This is a genomic window from Methylobacterium sp. HJ2, from assembly GCF_056431005.1.
In genome coordinates, this window is record NZ_JBWJYM010000010.1 from 204,672 (window position 1) to 221,467 (window position 16,796).

The window sequence follows — 16,796 nt, forward strand, 5'->3', positions numbered from 1 at the left end:
CGCAGCGGCGGCGACGGCATTGCCGATGTCATGAGCATTGCATTCGTCCGTGAGAAGGAGGGCGGGGAAGCCTTCGAGGACCTCCCCGACCGGCCCATCTCCCCCCATCCGAACTTCGTCACGCCCGAGGGCTTGGCGCAGATCGAGGCCCAGGTCGCGACCCTCCAGCAGGAGGCCGGCCGGCTCGATCCCGCCGACAAGGCCGGCAGCGCCCGCGTCGCGCGCGATCTGCATTACTGGGTCGCCCGGCAGGGCTCGGCCCAACTCGTCGAATCCGTCGAGGGCGACGCGGTGCATTTCGGCTCGACCGTGACGATCCTGCGCGACTCCGAGGAGCAGACCTTCCGCATCGTCGGCGAGGACGAGGCCGACCCGACCAAGGGGTCGATCTCCTACGTCGCGCCCCTGGCCCGCGCGCTCACCGGAAAGACAGCGGGCGACGTGGTCGAGGTCAACGGCCACGAGATCGAGATCGTCGGCATCCGCTAGCGGCCCGGCCGGGTCCGGCGCCCACCGGGGAACCTCCGCGCGACGCGGGACATTGCCAGCGCGCACGGGAGAGGCCCGGTCTGTCGCCCCGCGGCAGCCGGCCGTTCCGGAGCCCACGATTGGGGATGACCGCGATGGCGAAGGTACTGGTTCTCTATTACTCGTCCTGGGGCCACGTCGAGCAGATGGCGCAGGCTGCCGCGGAGGGCGCCCGGGAGGCCGGCGCGGACGTCGTGGTCAAGCGCGTGCCGGAGCTTGTGCCGGAGGACGTCGCCCGCAACTTTCACTACAAGCTCGATCAACCCGCACCGATCGCCAGCCCCGACGAGCTGGCCGCGTATGATGCGATCATCTTCGGCACGCCGACCCGCTTCGGCAACATGGCCGCCCAGATGAAGCAGTTCCTCGATCAGACCGGCGGCCTCTGGGCGAGCGGCGCACTGGTCGGCAAGGTGGGCTCAGTCTTCACGTCGACGGCCTCGCAGCACGGCGGCCAGGAAACCACGCTGACGAGCTTCCATACGGTTCTGCTGCATCACGGGATGGTCGTGGTGGGCCTGCCCTACAGCTTCCAGGGCCAGAACGGGGTCGCCGAGGTCAAGGGCGGCTCCCCGTACGGCGCGACGACGATCGCGGATGGAGACGGCTCGCGCCAGCCCAGCGCCGTCGAACTCGACGGCGCACGCTTCCAGGGGCGGCACGTGGCGACGATCGCCGCCAAGCTCGCGTAGGGGAGCGAGCGCACGCCGGACCGGATCTCGACCGCCCGTCAGGCAAGAAAAAAGGCTCGGATTGCTCCGAGCCTGGAAAGGATGAAGGCCATTGGGGGCTGAACTGGCCTTCGTGATCGGTAAACGGCGCCACCGGGCGGAAGGTTCCCGGCGGTTCCGCCGTCCCGAGAAATAATTTACCGCGGCGCCGCGGCCCGACCGAGGCGGTCGCGGATCGCCTCGCCGAGGCCGAGCCCCGGGATCGGCGCGACCGCGATACAGCCCGCACCGGAGGCGTCCAGGCTGCGCAACGCGGCGAAGAGCCGGGCGGCCGCTTCGGCCAGATCGCCGGAGGGGCTGAGGTTGATCGCTGCCCGCGCATCCGCGAGGCCGGCGGGGGGAACCGGGCCGAACAGCAGCGCTGCCTCGCCGGGAGCGATTCGCTCCGCATCGAGCCGGACTCGGGCGCGAGGCGCGTAATGGGAGGCGAGGAGCCCCGGACCGATCGGGCGCTCCGGATCGACGCTCGAATTCTCGGCGTTCGCCGGCTCCGCCAGGGGCCGGCCTAGAACCCCGGCGAGGTCCGCGCGGGTGATGCCGCCGGGCCTCAACAGGCGCGGGCTGTCCCCCAGACAGGCGACCACCGTCGATTCCACGCCGATCGCGGTCTCGCCGCCGTCGAGAACGGCCGCGATGCGTCCGTCCAGGTCGGCGAGCACATGGTCGGCACGGGTCGGGCTGACGCGGCCCGAGCGGTTCGCCGAGGGCCCGGCGACCGGGCGGCCCACCGCGGCAAGGAGATCGCGGGCGAGGGCGTTGCCCGGCACGCGCAGCGCCACGCTGTCGAGTCCGGCCCGGGCGAGATCGCAGACCGCCGTCGTCCCATGGGCCGGCACGACGAGCGTCAGGGGGCCCGGCCAGAACGCCTCCGCGAGCGCCTCGGCCGCTGCATCGAACCGACCCTCGGCACGCGCTCCGTCCCTTGTCGCCAGATGGGCGATCAGCGGATTGAAGCGGGGACGACCCTTCGCGGCGAAGATCCGCGCCACCGCCTCCGGATCGGTCGCATCCCCGCCGAGACCGTAGACCGTCTCCGTCGGGAAGGCGACGAGCCCGCCCCGGCGCAGGATCCCGGCGGCTTCCGCCAATCCGGCCGCGTCCGGGTCGAGACGACGCGTCGCCTCCCGTGACGTTGACCCGAGATCGTTCATATATAAACTATCTCCGCTCGTGACGACGATGGCGGTTCGGGCGTATGTCGCGGGACCGAACCGGCCTAGCCTTCCGGCGACCGGCGCGTCAAACACAGGGCCGCGCGCCGGCGGCCGAGGGAGATGTCCGTGGTTTATCGCGCGCCCGTCGCCGAGATGCTGTTCACCCTGTCCCATGTTTCGGGGATCCCCGGCGAGGCGGTGAGCATCCAGGATGCCGAGGCGATCCTGACCGAGGCGGCGCGCTTCGCGGGCGGGGTGATCGCGCCGCTGAACCGGGTCGGTGACCGGCACGGGGCGGTTCTGAGCGAGGCTCGCGTGACGACGGCGCCCGGATGGCCGGACGCCTACCGGGCCTTCGTTCAAGCCGGGTGGAACGGGCTGGCGGCCGATCCGGATTTCGGCGGGCAGGGCCTGCCGCACACGCTCGGCGCTGCCGCGACCGAGATGTGGAACGGTGCCAACCTCGCCTTCGGCCTCTGCCCTCTGCTCACCGCGGGCGGCATCGAGGCGCTCTCCGCCCACGGCTCGGCGGACTTGAAGGCACGCTATCTCGAGAAGCTCGTGTCGGGCGAGTGGACCGCGACGATGAACCTGACCGAGCCGCAGGCGGGCTCGGACCTGTCCGCGTTGCGCAGCCGCGCCGAGCCCGTCGGCGACGGCACCTACCGGATCACGGGCGGCAAGATCTACATCACCTACGGCGAGCACGATCTCGCCGACAACATCGTGCATCTGGTCCTGGCGCGCCTGACCGGTGCGCCCGCGGGCACGCGCGGCATCTCGCTGTTCCTCGTGCCGAAGGTGCTGCCGGACGGCAGCCGCAACGACCTGCGCTGCTCCGGCCTGGAGCACAAGCTCGGCATCCACGCCTCGCCGACCTGCTCGATGGCCTTCGGCGACGCGGGCGGGGCGATCGGCTGGCTGATCGGCGAGGAGAATCGCGGTCTCGCCTGCATGTTCACCATGATGAACTCGGCCCGCCTCAACGTGGGCCTCCAGGGTGTCGGGATCGCCGAGGCGGCCTACCAGCACGCCCTGGCCTACGCGCAGGAGCGCCGCCAGGGACGCGCACCGGGCGATGCCGAGGCGAGCCCGATCGTGCGGCACGCCGACGTCCAGCGCATGCTCCTGACCATGAAGGGCTACACGGCGGCCGCCCGGGCGATCTGCTACCTCACCGCCGCCGCCCTCGATGCGGCCGACGGCCCCGAAGGGCAGGCGGCGACCGACCGGGCGTCGCTGCTCACGCCGGTGGCCAAGGCCTTTGCCACGGACATCGCCAACGAGGTGACCTCGCTCGGCGTGCAGATCCATGGCGGGATGGGGTTCGTCGAGGAGACCGGCGCGGCCCAGCTGATGCGGGACGCGCGCATCCTCGGCATCTACGAAGGCACGAACGGCATCCAGGCGATCGACCTCACGAGCCGCAAGCTGCCGCTGAACGGCGGCGCGACGGTGCGCGCCCAGATCGCCTCGATGCGCAAGACCGCCGAAGCGCTCCTCAAGAACGCCGATCCGGCCTTCGGACACATGGCCGCGCGCCTGCGCGCCGGGATCGAGAGCCTCGACCGGGCGACGAGCTTCCAACTCGCCGCGCTCGCCTCGAACCGGCCGGAGACCGCGCTCGCGGGCGCCACGCCCTATCTGCGGCTGTTCGGCTTGGCGCAGGGCGCCGCCAGCCTCGCCAAGGCGGCGCTCGCCGCGCAGGCGGCGCTGCGCGCGGGCGAGACGGATCCGGCGCATACCGCGCGCATCGTGCTCGCGCGATTCTTCGCCGAGAACCTGCTGCCCGCGACCTCGGGCCTGGAGCAGACGGTGATCGAGGGCGGCGCCGTCCTGGACGAGGCCGCGTCGGCGCTCGTGGCCTGACGATCGGTGAGCTGAGGAGAGGCGCATGAACGAGAACGTCCGGATCGCCGATCTCGAGGGCGGCGTCCGCCTGATCACCCTCGATCGACCCGAGAAGAAGAACGCGCTGACCGGGGCGATGTACGACGCGATGCGGGGGGCGCTCGAGGACGCCGATGCGGCGGAGACGATCGGCGCCGTGGTGTTCGCCGGGCAGCCCGGCGCCTTCAGCGCGGGCAACGACATCGCGGATTTCGTGGCCCGCGCCAATGCGGCGATGGCCGAGGCGCCGTCGCTGCGCTTCATCCGGCAACTCGCCCGCACCGCGACCCCGATGGTCGCCGCGGTCGACGGCGTGGCGGTCGGCATCGGCACCACGCTGACGCTGCATTGCGACCTCGTCTACGCCAGCCCCGCCGCGCGCTTCCGCATGCCCTTCGTCGAGCTCGGCCTCGTGCCGGAGGCGGCGTCGAGCTATCTCCTGCCGCGCCGCGTCGGACGGCTCAAGGCGACCGAATTGCTGCTCCTGTCCGAGATGTTCGGAGCGGATGCCGCCGAATCGCTCGGCCTCGTCAACGCGGTGATGCCCTCGGACATGCTGGTCGAGCACGCGGTGGCGCAGGCGGCCCGGCTCGCGGCCCTGCCGCGCGGCGCGCTCGCGGCCTCCCGCGCGCTCATCCGGGGCGATCAGGCCGCGGTCGACGCCGCCCTCGCCGCCGAGGCCGAGGCCTTCGAGCGCCAGCTCCGCAGCCCGGAGGCCCAGGCCGCCTTCATGAGCTTCCTGTCCCGCGCCAAGCGCGCCTCCGCGTGAGCGCCCTCGCCGGGCAGATCTGCCTCGTCGCCGGCGCCTCGCGCGGGGTCGGGCGGGGCATCGCCCGCGGCCTCGGCGAGGCGGGGGCCACGGTCATCGTCACGGCCCGCTCCAGCGAGACGGGCCCGCGCACCGAGATGCGGCCGGAAGCGATCGAGGACACCGCCCGCGAGGTCGATGCCGCGGGCGGGCAGGGGCACCATTACCTCTGCGACCACACCAGCGAGCGCGCCGTCGACGAGCTCGTGCACTGGGCTTTGCGCCGCTTCGGGCGCATCGACGTGGCCGTCTCCAGCGTCTGGGCCGGCAACGAGGGCTACGACGGCGAGCGCTACCCCGACGGCGCCGGCTGGGGCACGCCGTTCTGGCGCCGCTCGGCCGAGCCCTATCTCGCCTTCCTCCGGGGCGGGCCGCACGCGGCGCTGCTGCTGGCGCGGGCGGTGGCGCCCGCGATGGTCTCGGCCCGGCGCGGCCTGATCGGCCTCGTCTCGTTCGACACCGCGGACGGCTATCTCGGCGACGTCTTCTACGATTCCGCCAAGGCCGCCACGAATCGCCTCGCCCTCGGTTTCGCGGCCGAGCTCGCTCCGCACGGCGTCACGGCGCTCGGCCTCTCGCCGGGTTTCGTCGCCACCGAGCGGGTGCGCGACCTCGGCCAGGACGCGCTGGCCACCGAGACGCCGCTCTTCGCCGGGCGCGCGCTCGCGGCGCTCGCAGCCGACCCTGACCTCGGCAGCCAGGCGGGCCGCGTGCTCCACGCCGCCGATCTCGCGCGCCGCTACGGCTTCACCGACGCGGACGGCTCGCAACCGGACCGCTTCCGGATCGCGCGGCCCGGCGAGCCGTGCTGAACCCCCTTCGCCAGACGCCACCCGGAGGAAACCCATGAGCCAGACACTGGCCGGCAAGACCCTGTTCATCACCGGCGCTTCCCGCGGGATCGGCCTGGCGATCGGACTGCGCGCGGCGCGCGACGGAGCCAACGTCGCGATCGCGGCCAAGACCGCCGAGCCCCATCCGAAGCTCGAGGGCACGATCTACTCGGCCGCGGACGCGATCGAGCGCGCCGGAGGCAAGGCGCTGCCGATGGTCGTCGACGTCCGCGAGGAGGATTCGGTGCGCCGCGCCATCGACCAGACCGCGCAGCATTTCGGCGGCCTCGACATCGTGGTGAACAACGCCAGCGCGATCTCGCTGACGCCGACGCCGCAGACGGAGATGAAGCGCTTCGACCTGATGCACCAGATCAACACGCGCGGGACCTACATGGTCTCGAAATACGCGATCCCCCATCTCGAGAAGGCCGCGAACGCGCACATCGTCATGCTCTCGCCGCCCCTCGACATGGCCGAGAAGTGGTTCGCCCCCCACCTCGCCTACACCATGGCCAAGTTCGGCATGTCGATGTGCGTGCTGGGCCTCGCGGGCGAGCTGCGCCGCCGGGGCATCGCCGTGAACGCGCTCTGGCCGCGCACCACCATCGCCACGGCGGCGGTGAACAACCTGCTCGGCGGGCAGGCGCTCATGCAGGCGAGCCGCACGCCCGAGATCATGGCGGACGCCGCCCACGCCCTGTTCCTGCGCGAGGCCCGCAGCCTGACCGGCCAGTTCCTGATCGACGACACCTTCCTGGCCGAGACGGGTGTCACGGACTTTTCAAAATACCGCGTCACACCCGGCGTGCCCCTTGCGCCGGACTTCTTCGTGCCGGATGCGAGTTCACCGCCGCCCGGCGCGCTGTCCTGAAGCCGCCGCCACCCCGAGCCCTGACGCGTGATCTTCATCCACCAGCCGGTCGCCGGCACCGGGCAGATCCAGCTCGAGCGCCGCGCGCTCGAATTGCAGGAGGCGATTCCCGACGACACCGTCTGGCTCGACCTGATCCGCCCGAGTCGGGAGGAGGAGCTGAAGGTCGAGGGATTCTCCGGGATCGAGGTGCCGACCCGCGAGGAGATGAAGGACATCGAGCCGTCCGAGCTGCTCTACGTCGAGGACGGCGCCCGCTACATGACGGGGCGGGTGCTCTCGAAGGTGAGCGACGCGGACGAGCCTGGACTGGCCGGCATCACCTTCATCCTGCGCGGCAACAAGCTCGTCACGGTCCGCTACGAGGAGCCGCAGGCCTTCCGGATGTACACCCAGCGGGCCGGACGGGCGACCGGCAACGGCCCCACCACGTCGATCTCCGGCGAATCGATCCTCGCCGGTCTGATCGAGGCGGTGATCGACCGGGCGGCCGACGTGCTGCAGCTCCAGGGCGAGCGCATCGACCGGCTCTCGGGCAAGATCTTCGAGGTCCAGGACGACCCCTCCGCCCGCAACACCGCCTTGCAGGACACGCTCCGGGCGCTCGGGCGCCACAACGATCTGATCTCGAAGCAGCGCGAGAGCCTCGTCTCGATGGAGCGCATCCTGCTCTCGCTCTCGGCCACCTACCGCACCAACAAGGCGCCGCGCGAATTGCGGGAGGACGTGCGCTCGACGCTGCGCGACCTGCAATCCCTCGAGGAGCACGCGACCTTCCTGTCGACCAAGATCCAGTTCCTGCTCGACGCGACGCTCGGCCTCGTGAACCTGGAACAGAACAACATCATCAAGCTGTTCTCGGTCATGGCGGTGGTGTTCATGCCGCCGACCCTGATCGCCTCCATCTACGGCATGAACTTCAAGTCGATGCCCGAGCTCGACTTCCCTCTCGGCTATCCGATGGCGGTGGTGATGATGATGGTGGCCGCCATCCTGCCCTACGCGTTCTTCCGCTGGAAGAGATGGCTCTAGGAGGGCGACGATGTGCGGACGCTTCTTCATCGCGCAGGCGCCGCAGGTCTTCGCCGAGTTCTACGGCTACCCGGAGCGGCCGAACTTCCCGCCGCGCTATAACGTGGCGCCGACGCAGCCGGTGCCGGTGGTGCTGCGCGACCAGGGTGGGCGCCACGTCCGGCTGGTGCGCTGGGGCTTCTGGCCCTCCTGGCTCAAGGACCCGAAGGGCTTCCCGCTGATCATCAACGCCCGGGTCGAGACCGTGCTGGAGAAGGCGACCTTCCGCGGCGCCATCCGGCATCGCCGCTGCATCTTCCTGGCTGACGGCTTCTACGAGTGGCGCCGCGAGGGCAGCGGTCGCAACGCCGTGCGGACGCCCTTCATGATCCGGCGGGCCGACGGTGCGCCCATGGCCCTCGCCGGGCTGTGGGACGCGTGGCTCGGCGCCGACGGCTCGGAACTCGATACCGCCGCCATCGTGACGACCGGTGCCAACGGCACCATGGCGGCGGTGCACGACCGGATGCCCGCGATCCTCGCACCGGAGGATGTCGAGCCCTGGCTCGATGCCCATGCCGTGCGGCCCGAGGCCGCGGCTGCCCTGTGCCGGCCCTGCCCGGATTCGTGGCTGCGGCTCGACCCGGTCAGCGACCGGGTCAACGCGGTGCGCAACGACGATCCGGGGCTGATCGAGCCGATCGGGCGACCGGCACCCGGCCTGATCCCACCCGAAGCGCCCGAGCCTCTGTCCAGCGACGAGGACGCGCAGGGTCGGCTGCTCTGAGCCTGCCGGGCGAACCGGGAAGGCGAACCGTTCAGGCGCGCCAGAACGGCTTGGCGATCTCCGCCCGGACACGGACCGGATCGAGTCCGGCCTCCCGCATCTGCTCGCGGTGGAGCGCCGCCAGCGCGCGCCGCGTCCGGATACGCCGCAGCCAGCGCGCGTAGAGGCTCGTATCAATGCGCGCAATGCTCCGAGATGCTGTCGAGGAGCCGCAGGTCCGGGGCGTCCGCAACAGCGAGAGCTGCGGGAGGATCGTGGTCATCGTCGTTGCTCCAGCACCGCAATTCGCCGTGCGGCCGGGCGGCTCGGAAGAGGCGCGAGGGCAGGATTGAACCGCCGGCGTTTTCGGTGCAATCTAAACATTGAACGCGGAGCAATTTTGCCGATGACGGATTATCGTGGCGTCGCCGATCTCGTGGCCGCCGAGATCGCGTCGGGGACCCTCCGGCCGGGCGACCGGCTTCCACCGCAGCGGGACTTCGCCTATCGGCGCGGCATCGCGGTCTCGACCGCGAGCCGCGTCTACACCGAGCTCGCCCGGCGCGGCCTCGTCGTCGGCGAGGTCGGCCGCGGCACCTTCGTGCGGTCGAGCCCCGGCGTGCCCGTCTCCGTGCAATCGGAGCCGCCCCCGGCGGCGATCGACCTGCAGCGCACCCATTCGAGCCTGCCCGAGCAGGAGAGCATCCTGCTGGACGGGCTGCGCGCCCTGCTGCGGAACGGGGCTGCGGACGCCGCCCTCAACCAGTTCGGACCGGGTGGGACGCCCCGCGCCCGCGCGGTCGCGGCCCGCTTCCTGAGCCGCGGCGGATATGGGGCCGATCCCGACAGCATCCTGTTCACCGGAAACGGGCGCCAAGCGCTCGCGGCGGCGCTGGCCGCCCTTGCTCCGCCCGGGGAGCGAATCGGCTGCGAGCCGCTGACCTATCCGGTGGTGAAGGGCATCGCGGCCCGCCTCGGCATCGTCCTGGTCCCGCTCGCCCTCGACGCGGAGGGCGTCCGCCCGGAGGCGATCCTGCAGGCCCATCGGGCGACACCCCTCGGCGGGATCTACCTGCAGCCCACCCTGCAGAATCCCCTCGGCCTGACGATGTCGCCCGAACGGCGTGCGGCGGTGGCCGGGGTGCTCGCCGAGGCCGGGCTCGTCGCCATCGAGGATCGCGTCTACGGCTTCCTGTCCGACGCAGCCCCGCTCGCCGCCTCGGCCCCGGAGCGCACGATCCTCGTCGACAGCCTGTCGAAGCGCATCATGCCGGGCCTGACGCTCGGCATGATTGCGAGTCCGCGCGAACTCACCGAGCGGATCGCCGCGTCGATCCGCCAGGGCGGGTGGGCGGCGACCGGACTGCCGCTCGCGGCGGGCGTGCACTGGATGGAAGACGGATCGGCCGAGCGGCTGACGCGGGCGAAGCGCCGGGACGCGGCCGAGCGCAACGCGCTGGCGCGGGATCGCCTCTCCGGCCTCACCGTCGCCGGCGATCCGGGAGCCTATCATCTCTGGCTCACCCTGCCGGAGACATGGCGGGCCGAGGCCTTCACGGCGGCCGCGATGCGGCGCGGCATCGCCCTGATCCCGGCCTCGGCCTTCGCGGTGAGTCCGGGCCACGCGCCCAACGCCGTGCGGCTCGCCCTGGCGGCCCCCGCACGCGACGCCCTCGCCACGGCGCTCACGACCCTCAGGCGCCTTGCCCTCGCGGGTGACGATCAGGTGGCGGAATGAGGATCGCCCGCGAGCCGGATACGAGGGGCTGGCGTGGGTCTCATCGCAGCGGTGCCGCCCGGCGGGACGGCTACGTCTTTTCCGGGGCGGCTAGGTCGTCCGGTATCGGGGCGGCCGGTGCGCCCACGTGGATCCCGGCCTCCGACGCGTAGGCGTTGATGATCGCGGCCAGCAGGCCGGGGAACCGGGTCTCGACTTCAGACCAGCGCGAGTGATTCCGCATCTCCACGCCGTGACGCTCGCTCCGGATCAACCCGGCCTCGCGCAGCACCTTGAAGTGGTTGGACAGGGAGGATCGCGGGATGACCCGGTCGCCCAAAGCGGCGACGGCCGAGCAGGCCTCGACGCAACCCGCACCCATGATCCTCGCGAAGATGGCGGCGCGGTCCGGGTCGGCGAGCGCGTGCAGGATCGCCCCGGGCTCGACGTCCTCGATCGCCGGATGGAACAGCGGCCTCATGAATCGATCATAGGGGACTTGAACCCGGCGCCATCAGTTCCGAATTTCCGAACTATGGGAATAAGCGGCCGATCCGGCGCCTCCCGTTGTCGAGGATAGCACACATGGCAAAGCTTGCGGGCAAGGTCGCCGTCGTCACCGGCGCCTCGAAGGGTATCGGTGCCGCGATCGCCAAGGCATTGGCCCGGGACGGCGCCGCGGTCGTGGTCAATTACGCGTCGAGCAAGGCGGGCGCCGAAGCGGTCGTCGCGGCGATCACGGCGGCCGGGGGTCAGGCCGTCGCGGTCCAGGGCGACGTGTCCAAGGCCGCTGAGGCCCAGGCCCTGATCGAAGCCGCGGTCAATCGGTTCGGCCGGCTCGACGTGCTGGTCAACAATTCCGGCGTCTACGAATTCGCGGCGATCGAGGAGGTGACGGAGGCGCATTACCGCCGGCTGTTCGACGTCAACGTCCTGGGCGTGCTGCTGGCGACCCAGGCCGCGGCGCGGCATCTCGGAGAGGGCGGCAGCGTCGTCAACATCTCCTCGGCGGCCGTCAGCATCCATCCGCCGACATCGGCGGCCTATACCGGGACCAAGGGCGCGGTGAACGCGATCACGGGCGTGCTCGCCAACGAACTCGCCCCCCGCCGAATCCGGGTCAACGTGGTGAGCCCGGGCTTCGTGGTGACCGAGGGGACGCAGACGGCCGGCATCGTCGGCTCGGAGATGGAGAGCGGTCTCGTCGCCCAGACGCCGCTCGGCCGTGCGGGGCAGCCGGACGACATTGCCGGGATCGTCGCGTTCCTCGCCTCCGACGATGCCCGCTGGGTGACCGGGGAGGACATCACCGCGAGCGGCGGCCTGCGCTGACGCGGGCATCGGCGCGGGACCGAGAGCCCGCTCGCTGCGGATCGAAGCCCGCCTCAAAAGCCGTGGGGACGGGCCGAGATTCGCGCGTCAGCAGCCACGGCAGATGCTGCCCTCGATCCGCTCGTCGACGCGGCGCTCGCGCTGCTCCCTGTCGGCGGACGGCACCTCGCCGGGACCGAGCGAGGTGCCCGGCGGCTTCGTCACGCCCTCGCGGTTGGTGTAGGGCGCCGTGATCGTGGAGGTCGGGCCCCCGCCCGTTCCCGTCTGGTCCGGCAGAGTCTGCGCGCCGACGGGTGCCGTCGCCGCCAGGATCAGAAGGCAGGCCCACGCAGCCCGACGGCGCGCGGATCCGGGGAGTTCAATCGTCGCGCGCATGCCTGGCCTCCAATTCGCGTGGGAACGCGCAGCGTCGGCCTGGGTTCAATCGCCCCGCTATCGCGGCCGGCGCAGTGCCGGTCCGCGCCGCGCGGGTGGGCGGCGGAAAAGGCCGACCATCTCGAGATGCGCGCTGTGGCGGAACTGATCGACCGGGGTGACGCGCTCCAGCGCGTAGCCGCCCGCGACCAGGGTCGCGGCATCCCGCGCGAATGTGCCCGTGTCGCAGGCGACGCTGATCACCACCGGCACCTGCGACTCGGCCAGCTGGCGCATCTGGGCCTGTGCGCCGGCGCGGGGCGGGTCGAGCACCACCGCGTCGTACGGGATGAGGTCGTGGGCGAGGAGCGGCCGGCGAAACAGGTCGCGGCGCTCGTGGGAGACGCGGTGCAGGCCTTTCGTCGCCCGGAAGGCGCGGTCGAGTCCGACCAGCGGGGCGCCCTCGGCCTCGACCGCGTGGACCTCCGTCTGCCGGGCCATCGCGAGGGTGAAGGGGCCGCAGCCGGCGAACAGGTCGGCGACCCGGCGCGCCTTGGGCGGCAGGGCCTCGAGCACGAGCTTGGTCAGCATCGCCTCGCCCGCCGCCGTGGCCTGCAGGAAGCCGCCCGGCGGCGGGTAGAGCGGGATCCCGCCGGAGGCGACCGTCGGCGGCTCGCCCTCGACCAGGACGTCCCCGTGGAGCGAGAGGCGGGCGAGGCCGTGTTCCTGCGCGATGCGGATCAGGGCATTGCGGACGCCGTGATCGGCCGGCCCGTGGCCCCGGATATCCACGTCGAGGCCGTGGTCGGTCGCCGTCACCGCCACGTCGAGGGGCTTGCGGCCGTGGCCCAGCGGCGCGCTTAAGGTCCGCGCGAGGGCAGGGGCGCCGTGCAGGGCCGGCACGGTGATCGGACAGCGGTCGATGGCCACGAGGTCGTGGCTGCGCGCGGCCATCAGCCCGGCCTGCGCGCCGTCCTCGGAATGGCGGACATGCAGGGTGATGCGCCGCCGGCCCGCGCCGTGCGCATCGATCAGCGGCTCCGGCGCGCAGTACAGGCCGGCCTGAGTGAGCGCCTGGATCAGCAGCCCGCGTTTCCAGGCCGCATAGGGCTCCGGGGCGAGGTGCTGCACCGCGCAGCCGCCGCAGCGGCCGAAATACGGGCAGAACGGCGCGATCCGCTCGGGCGCGGGCGCCAGCACGGTTTCGAGGGCGCCGCGCCCGTCGGCCCGGCCGATCGCGACGCGCTCCCCGGGCAGTGCGCCGGCTACGGGCGTTCCGTCCTCGGCGATGCCGTCGCCGCGGGCGCCGAGGCGCTGGATCGTGACAATGTCGGTCATGGTGCGGAGTCCGGTGTCCTGCGGGCGCCGATCAGGAACTCGGCGTTGCCGTCGCCCCCCGCGATCGGCGACGGGATCAGATCGAGTTTCGTGAATCCGAGCTGCGCGAGCGCGCCCTCGATGTCGGCGCAGACCTCGGCATGGACGGCCGGATCGCGCACGACGCCGCCGCGCCCGATCCGCGCCCGGCCCGCCTCGAATTGCGGCTTGATCAGCGCCACGAGATCGGCGCGCGGCGCGAGCAGAGCCGCGACGGCCGGGAGCACCAGGCGCAGGCCGATGAAGCTCACGTCGATGCCGCAGAGATCCGGCACCGGTGCGAGCGCCGCGCCCGCGAGGCTGCGGATGTCGGTGCTCTCCCGGCTCGTCACCCGCGGATCGGCGCGCAGGGTCGGATGCAGCTGGTCGCGCCCGACATCGACGGCGTGGACATGGGCGGCGCCCCGGCGCAGCAGAAGGTCGGTGAAGCCGCCGGTCGAGGCGCCGACGTCGAGGGCGGTCCGGCCCGCGGGATCGAGCCCGAACGCCGCGAGGGCGGCTTCGAGCTTCAGCCCGCCGCGGGACACGAACGGATGCGGCGCCGACGCCTCGATCCGGCTGTCCGGCGCGAGCGGCTCCGACGCCCGCGTCAGGGTGCGGCCGTCCGCCCGCACGAGCCCGGCGCTGATCGCGGCCTGCGCCCGCGCCCGGCTCTCGAAATGTCCGTGCTCCACCAGGAACCGGTCGGCCCTGAGCCGGTCGCGCGTCATCGTCCTCTCGCGTGGGCGGGTGCAGATAGCTTGGCCGGACGCCCTGTCGGCGGCGCGGCGCCGGCCTACCTAGCCCGGCGACGAGAGGAGAGCCATCACATGACACGCACCCTGCGCCTGCTCGCGCATACGGCGAGCCTCGCCGCCTGCCTCGCCGCGGCCCAGGCCGCCTCTGCCCAGGACGCGGCCAAGCCCGCCGAGGGCGCCGCGGCCGAGCCGCAGCTCTTCGAGGCGCCGATCCGGAACAACAAGGGCGACGAGGTCGGCAAGCTCGCGATTCGCGACGGGGCGAACACCCTGGTGTTGCGCATCACCGTCGCCCCCGGCGGTCTCACGCCCGGCTGGCACGGCCTGCATTTCCACGCCGTGGGCGATTGCTCCGACACCGAGAAGTTCGAGAAATCGAAGGCGCACGTGAACCACGACCAGAGCAAGCACGGCCTGCTCAACGCCGACGGTCCGGACGAGGGCGACCTGCCCAACCTGTTCGCCAACGCGGACGGCTCGGCCAACGCCGAGGTCTCGAGCGAGACGCCGCTGACGGGCGAGGGCGGCCTGAAGGACGGCGACGGCTCCGCGCTCATCATCCATGCCCAGCAGGACGACCACGTCACCCAGCCGATCGGCGGGGCGGGGGCGCGCGTCGCCTGCGGGGTGATCAAGTAGCGGTCGTTCGCCGGGCCCGTCCTTCCCTGGGGACGGGCCCGGCGCCGGCTCAGGCGTGGGCGAGTCGACGCTTGGCGCCGAGCGCCTCCTCGACGGTGCCGGCCCCGTCGAGATAGCCGTGCACCTTCGGGTTCGGCATGATGAGCGAGGCCACGAAGGCGATGGCCAGGAGCACGGTGACGTACCAGAAGAACGTCGATTCCATCCCGGCGTCCTTGAAGTACAGGGCGACGTACTCGGCCGTTCCGCCGAAGGTCGCGTTGGCCAGCGCGTAGGACAAGCCGACGCCGAGCGCGCGCACCTTGGTGGGGAACAGCTCCGCTTTCACGATTCCGGAGATCCCCGTGTAGAAGCTCACCGCGAGCAGCCCGAGGGTGATCAGCGCGAAGGCGAGGTAGGGGTCGGTGGTGCCGCCGATGGCCGTCATCAGGGGCACGACCATGACGGTGCCGAGGCCGCTATAGAGGATCATGTTGGCCTTGCGGCCGATCCGGTCCGACAGCCAGCCGAAGATCGGCTGCACCAACATGTAGACCAGCAGCACCGCCGTCATGGTCCGCGACGCCGTGGTCTTGTCCATGTGCGCCGTGTTGACGAGGTATTTCTGCATGTAGGTGGTGAAGGTGTAGAACACGAGCGAGCCGCCCGCCGTGTAGGCCAGCACCACGCAGAAGGCGCGCCAGTGCTTGGCGAGCTCGCTGAAGGTCCCGGCATTCTCCTTGTCCGAGCCCGCCGTCTCGGCGAGCGAGCGGCGCAGGTAGAGCGCGACCACCGCGGCGCCGGCGCCGAGCAGGAACGGGATGCGCCAGCCGTAGCTCGAGAGCTGCTCGGTGGTCATCACGGTCTGGAGGATGATCAGCACCAGCGAGGCGAGGAGCTGGCCGCCGATCAGGGTCACGTACTGGAACGAGGCGAAGAAGCCGCGATGCCCCTTGAGCGCGACCTCGCTCATGTAGGTGGCGCTGGTGCCGTACTCGCCGCCCACCGAGAGGCCCTGCAGCATGCGGGCGAGCAGGAGCAGGATCGGGGCCGCCGCGCCCACCGTCTCGTAGGTCGGCAGGATCGCGATGAACAGCGAGCCGAAGCACATCATCAGGACCGAGATCACCATCGAGGTGCGCCGGCCGACCCGGTCGGCGATGCGGCCGAACAGCCAGCCGCCGATCGGGCGCATGAAGAAGCCGACGGCGAAGATCCCGGCCGTCTGCAGCAGCTGCGTCGTCTGATCACCCTTCGGGAAGAACGCCGACGAGAAGTAGATCGCGAAGAAGGCGTAGGTGTAGAAGTCGTACCATTCGACGAGATTGCCCGAGGACGACGCCACGATCGCCTTGATGCGCCGCGCGCGGTCCGCCGCCACGTCCGCCGCACTCGGTGCGATTCCGATCGGCTCTGCCATGTCCACTCCCTGACTTCCTCGGGGACCACGACGTCTGGTCCGCTTGTTCTGGACCCGCGCCTAGCATGGTGCCGGCGGTCCGACCCAGGGGCGGCCCGGATCATCCTGTCGCGAACCGCGCAAAATGTCACAGCGCCGATGAAGGCTCCTCCGCGGCGCCGCGGAACGGTCGCGTCCGCTCCGCCGTTCCGGCCGGCATTCGATACCGGGCGCCCATCCGGGCGGGGGTCGAGAATCGGCAGGGCAGGAGCGCAGCGATGAACAGGGTCCTTCGTGGAACGGTGACGGCGGCGGTGCTGATGGTCGGGACGGCGACCGCCTTCGGTCAGGGCGGACCCGGCGGCGGCGGTGGCGGGCCGGGTGGCGGGGCCGGTGGTCCCGGCGGCGGCGGTGCCGGCATGGGCGCCGGTCCAGGGGGTGGCGGGGCCGGCGGTCCCGGTGGCGCGGGCGGCGGTGCCCGCGGCGGCGAGGGGCCCGGCATGCGCGGCGGCGCGGCCGGTGGCCCTGAGCGAGGCGGGCCGGAGCGGGGCGCGGGCCCCGATGCGGGCGGACCCGGCCGCGGCGCGGCCGATGGGCCGGGTGCGGGCGGGCGCCCGGGCGCAGCCGAGCGGGGTGATCGCGACGGAGCCCCCGGCCGGGCCGGCGA

Annotated in this window: 19 protein-coding genes; 12 read left to right on the forward strand and 7 right to left on the reverse strand. The window is 71.9% G+C overall.

Going from position 1 to position 16,796, the window contains the following annotated elements; genetic code table 11:
• Positions 1-30 precede the first annotated feature (30 nt).
• Positions 31-489, forward strand: a complete 459-nt coding sequence (greA, locus tag ACS5RC_RS22325; RefSeq protein ID WP_478346112.1) for a transcription elongation factor GreA — start codon at positions 31-33, stop codon at positions 487-489.
• Between the two features lie 134 nt (positions 490-623).
• A complete protein-coding gene (gene wrbA / locus ACS5RC_RS22330; protein ID WP_478346113.1) occupies positions 624-1,220 on the forward strand; it encodes an NAD(P)H:quinone oxidoreductase in 597 nt (198 codons plus the stop codon).
• A gap of 176 nt (positions 1,221-1,396) precedes the next feature.
• On the opposite strand, the gene ACS5RC_RS22335 is transcribed toward wrbA, so the two are convergent.
• Complete coding sequence (locus tag ACS5RC_RS22335; RefSeq protein ID WP_478346114.1) at positions 1,397-2,410, reverse strand: L-threonylcarbamoyladenylate synthase; 1,014 nt, start codon at positions 2,408-2,410, stop codon at positions 1,397-1,399.
• 129 nt (positions 2,411-2,539) lie between these two features.
• Here ACS5RC_RS22335 and ACS5RC_RS22340 point away from each other — a divergent pair, with 129 nt between their 5' ends.
• The 6 genes from ACS5RC_RS22340 to ACS5RC_RS22365 are packed head-to-tail and all read left to right on the forward strand — an operon-like array spanning position 2,540 to position 8,616.
• Positions 2,540-4,282 (forward strand): acyl-CoA dehydrogenase, encoded by a 1,743-nt coding sequence (locus ACS5RC_RS22340; RefSeq protein WP_478346138.1) that lies wholly within the window; start codon positions 2,540-2,542, stop codon positions 4,280-4,282.
• A 25-nt stretch (positions 4,283-4,307) separates the two neighbouring features.
• Positions 4,308-5,072: an enoyl-CoA hydratase-related protein gene (locus ACS5RC_RS22345; protein ID WP_478346115.1), complete on the forward strand. Its 765-nt coding sequence runs from the start codon at positions 4,308-4,310 to the stop codon at positions 5,070-5,072.
• Positions 5,069-5,923 (forward strand): SDR family NAD(P)-dependent oxidoreductase, encoded by an 855-nt coding sequence (locus ACS5RC_RS22350; protein ID WP_478346116.1) that lies wholly within the window; start codon positions 5,069-5,071, stop codon positions 5,921-5,923. Before ACS5RC_RS22345 ends, ACS5RC_RS22350 begins: the two co-directional genes overlap by 4 nt.
• A 34-nt stretch (positions 5,924-5,957) precedes the next feature.
• Positions 5,958-6,818, forward strand: coding sequence for an SDR family oxidoreductase (locus ACS5RC_RS22355; RefSeq protein WP_478346117.1), 861 nt, complete (start codon positions 5,958-5,960; stop codon positions 6,816-6,818).
• A 27-nt stretch (positions 6,819-6,845) separates the two neighbouring features.
• The gene (locus tag ACS5RC_RS22360; protein WP_478346118.1) at positions 6,846-7,850 is read left to right on the forward strand and encodes a magnesium transporter CorA family protein; all 1,005 of its coding nucleotides are present in this window, start codon (positions 6,846-6,848) and stop codon (positions 7,848-7,850) included.
• Positions 7,851-7,860: 10 nt separating this feature from the next.
• Positions 7,861-8,616, forward strand: a complete 756-nt coding sequence (locus tag ACS5RC_RS22365; RefSeq protein WP_478346119.1) for an SOS response-associated peptidase — start codon at positions 7,861-7,863, stop codon at positions 8,614-8,616.
• 31 nt (positions 8,617-8,647) lie between these two features.
• On the opposite strand, the gene ACS5RC_RS22370 is transcribed toward ACS5RC_RS22365, so the two are convergent.
• On the reverse strand, positions 8,648-8,878 hold the full coding sequence (locus ACS5RC_RS22370; protein WP_478346120.1) for a DUF1127 domain-containing protein: 231 nt from the start codon (positions 8,876-8,878) through the stop codon (positions 8,648-8,650).
• Positions 8,879-8,995: 117 nt separating this feature from the next.
• On the opposite strand from ACS5RC_RS22370, the gene ACS5RC_RS22375 reads away from it, so the two are divergent.
• Positions 8,996-10,333, forward strand: a complete 1,338-nt coding sequence (locus ACS5RC_RS22375) for an aminotransferase-like domain-containing protein (RefSeq protein WP_478346121.1) — start codon at positions 8,996-8,998, stop codon at positions 10,331-10,333.
• A 70-nt stretch (positions 10,334-10,403) separates the two neighbouring features.
• Here ACS5RC_RS22375 and ACS5RC_RS22380 read toward each other — a convergent pair whose 3' ends face one another.
• Positions 10,404-10,793 (reverse strand): ArsR/SmtB family transcription factor, encoded by a 390-nt coding sequence (locus ACS5RC_RS22380; protein ID WP_478346122.1) that lies wholly within the window; start codon positions 10,791-10,793, stop codon positions 10,404-10,406.
• A gap of 104 nt (positions 10,794-10,897) precedes the next feature.
• Here ACS5RC_RS22380 and ACS5RC_RS22385 point away from each other — a divergent pair, with 104 nt between their 5' ends.
• Complete coding sequence (locus ACS5RC_RS22385; protein WP_478346123.1) at positions 10,898-11,644, forward strand: glucose 1-dehydrogenase; 747 nt, start codon at positions 10,898-10,900, stop codon at positions 11,642-11,644.
• 87 nt (positions 11,645-11,731) lie between these two features.
• Here the strand turns inward: ACS5RC_RS22385 and ACS5RC_RS22390 are convergent, their stop codons facing one another.
• The 3 genes from ACS5RC_RS22390 to ACS5RC_RS22400 are packed head-to-tail and all read right to left on the reverse strand — an operon-like array spanning position 11,732 to position 14,085.
• Positions 11,732-12,019: a hypothetical protein gene (locus ACS5RC_RS22390; RefSeq protein ID WP_478346124.1), complete on the reverse strand. Its 288-nt coding sequence runs from the start codon at positions 12,017-12,019 to the stop codon at positions 11,732-11,734.
• Between the two features lie 57 nt (positions 12,020-12,076).
• Complete coding sequence (locus tag ACS5RC_RS22395) at positions 12,077-13,336, reverse strand: class I SAM-dependent RNA methyltransferase (protein WP_478346125.1); 1,260 nt, start codon at positions 13,334-13,336, stop codon at positions 12,077-12,079.
• Complete coding sequence (locus ACS5RC_RS22400) at positions 13,333-14,085, reverse strand: TlyA family RNA methyltransferase (protein ID WP_478346126.1); 753 nt, start codon at positions 14,083-14,085, stop codon at positions 13,333-13,335. The genes ACS5RC_RS22395 and ACS5RC_RS22400 overlap by 4 nt, the downstream gene beginning before the upstream one ends.
• A 99-nt stretch (positions 14,086-14,184) precedes the next feature.
• On the opposite strand from ACS5RC_RS22400, the gene ACS5RC_RS22405 reads away from it, so the two are divergent.
• Entirely contained in the window at positions 14,185-14,751 is a 567-nt protein-coding gene (locus ACS5RC_RS22405) for a superoxide dismutase family protein (RefSeq protein WP_478346127.1), read from the forward strand.
• A gap of 49 nt (positions 14,752-14,800) precedes the next feature.
• Here the strand turns inward: ACS5RC_RS22405 and ACS5RC_RS22410 are convergent, their stop codons facing one another.
• Complete coding sequence (locus tag ACS5RC_RS22410) at positions 14,801-16,150, reverse strand: MFS family transporter (RefSeq protein WP_478346128.1); 1,350 nt, start codon at positions 16,148-16,150, stop codon at positions 14,801-14,803.
• Positions 16,151-16,407: 257 nt separating this feature from the next.
• Between ACS5RC_RS22410 and ACS5RC_RS22415 the strand changes: the two genes are divergently transcribed.
• Positions 16,408-16,796 (forward strand): hypothetical protein (locus ACS5RC_RS22415; RefSeq protein WP_478346129.1); only part of this gene is annotated, 389 nt, incomplete at its 3' end.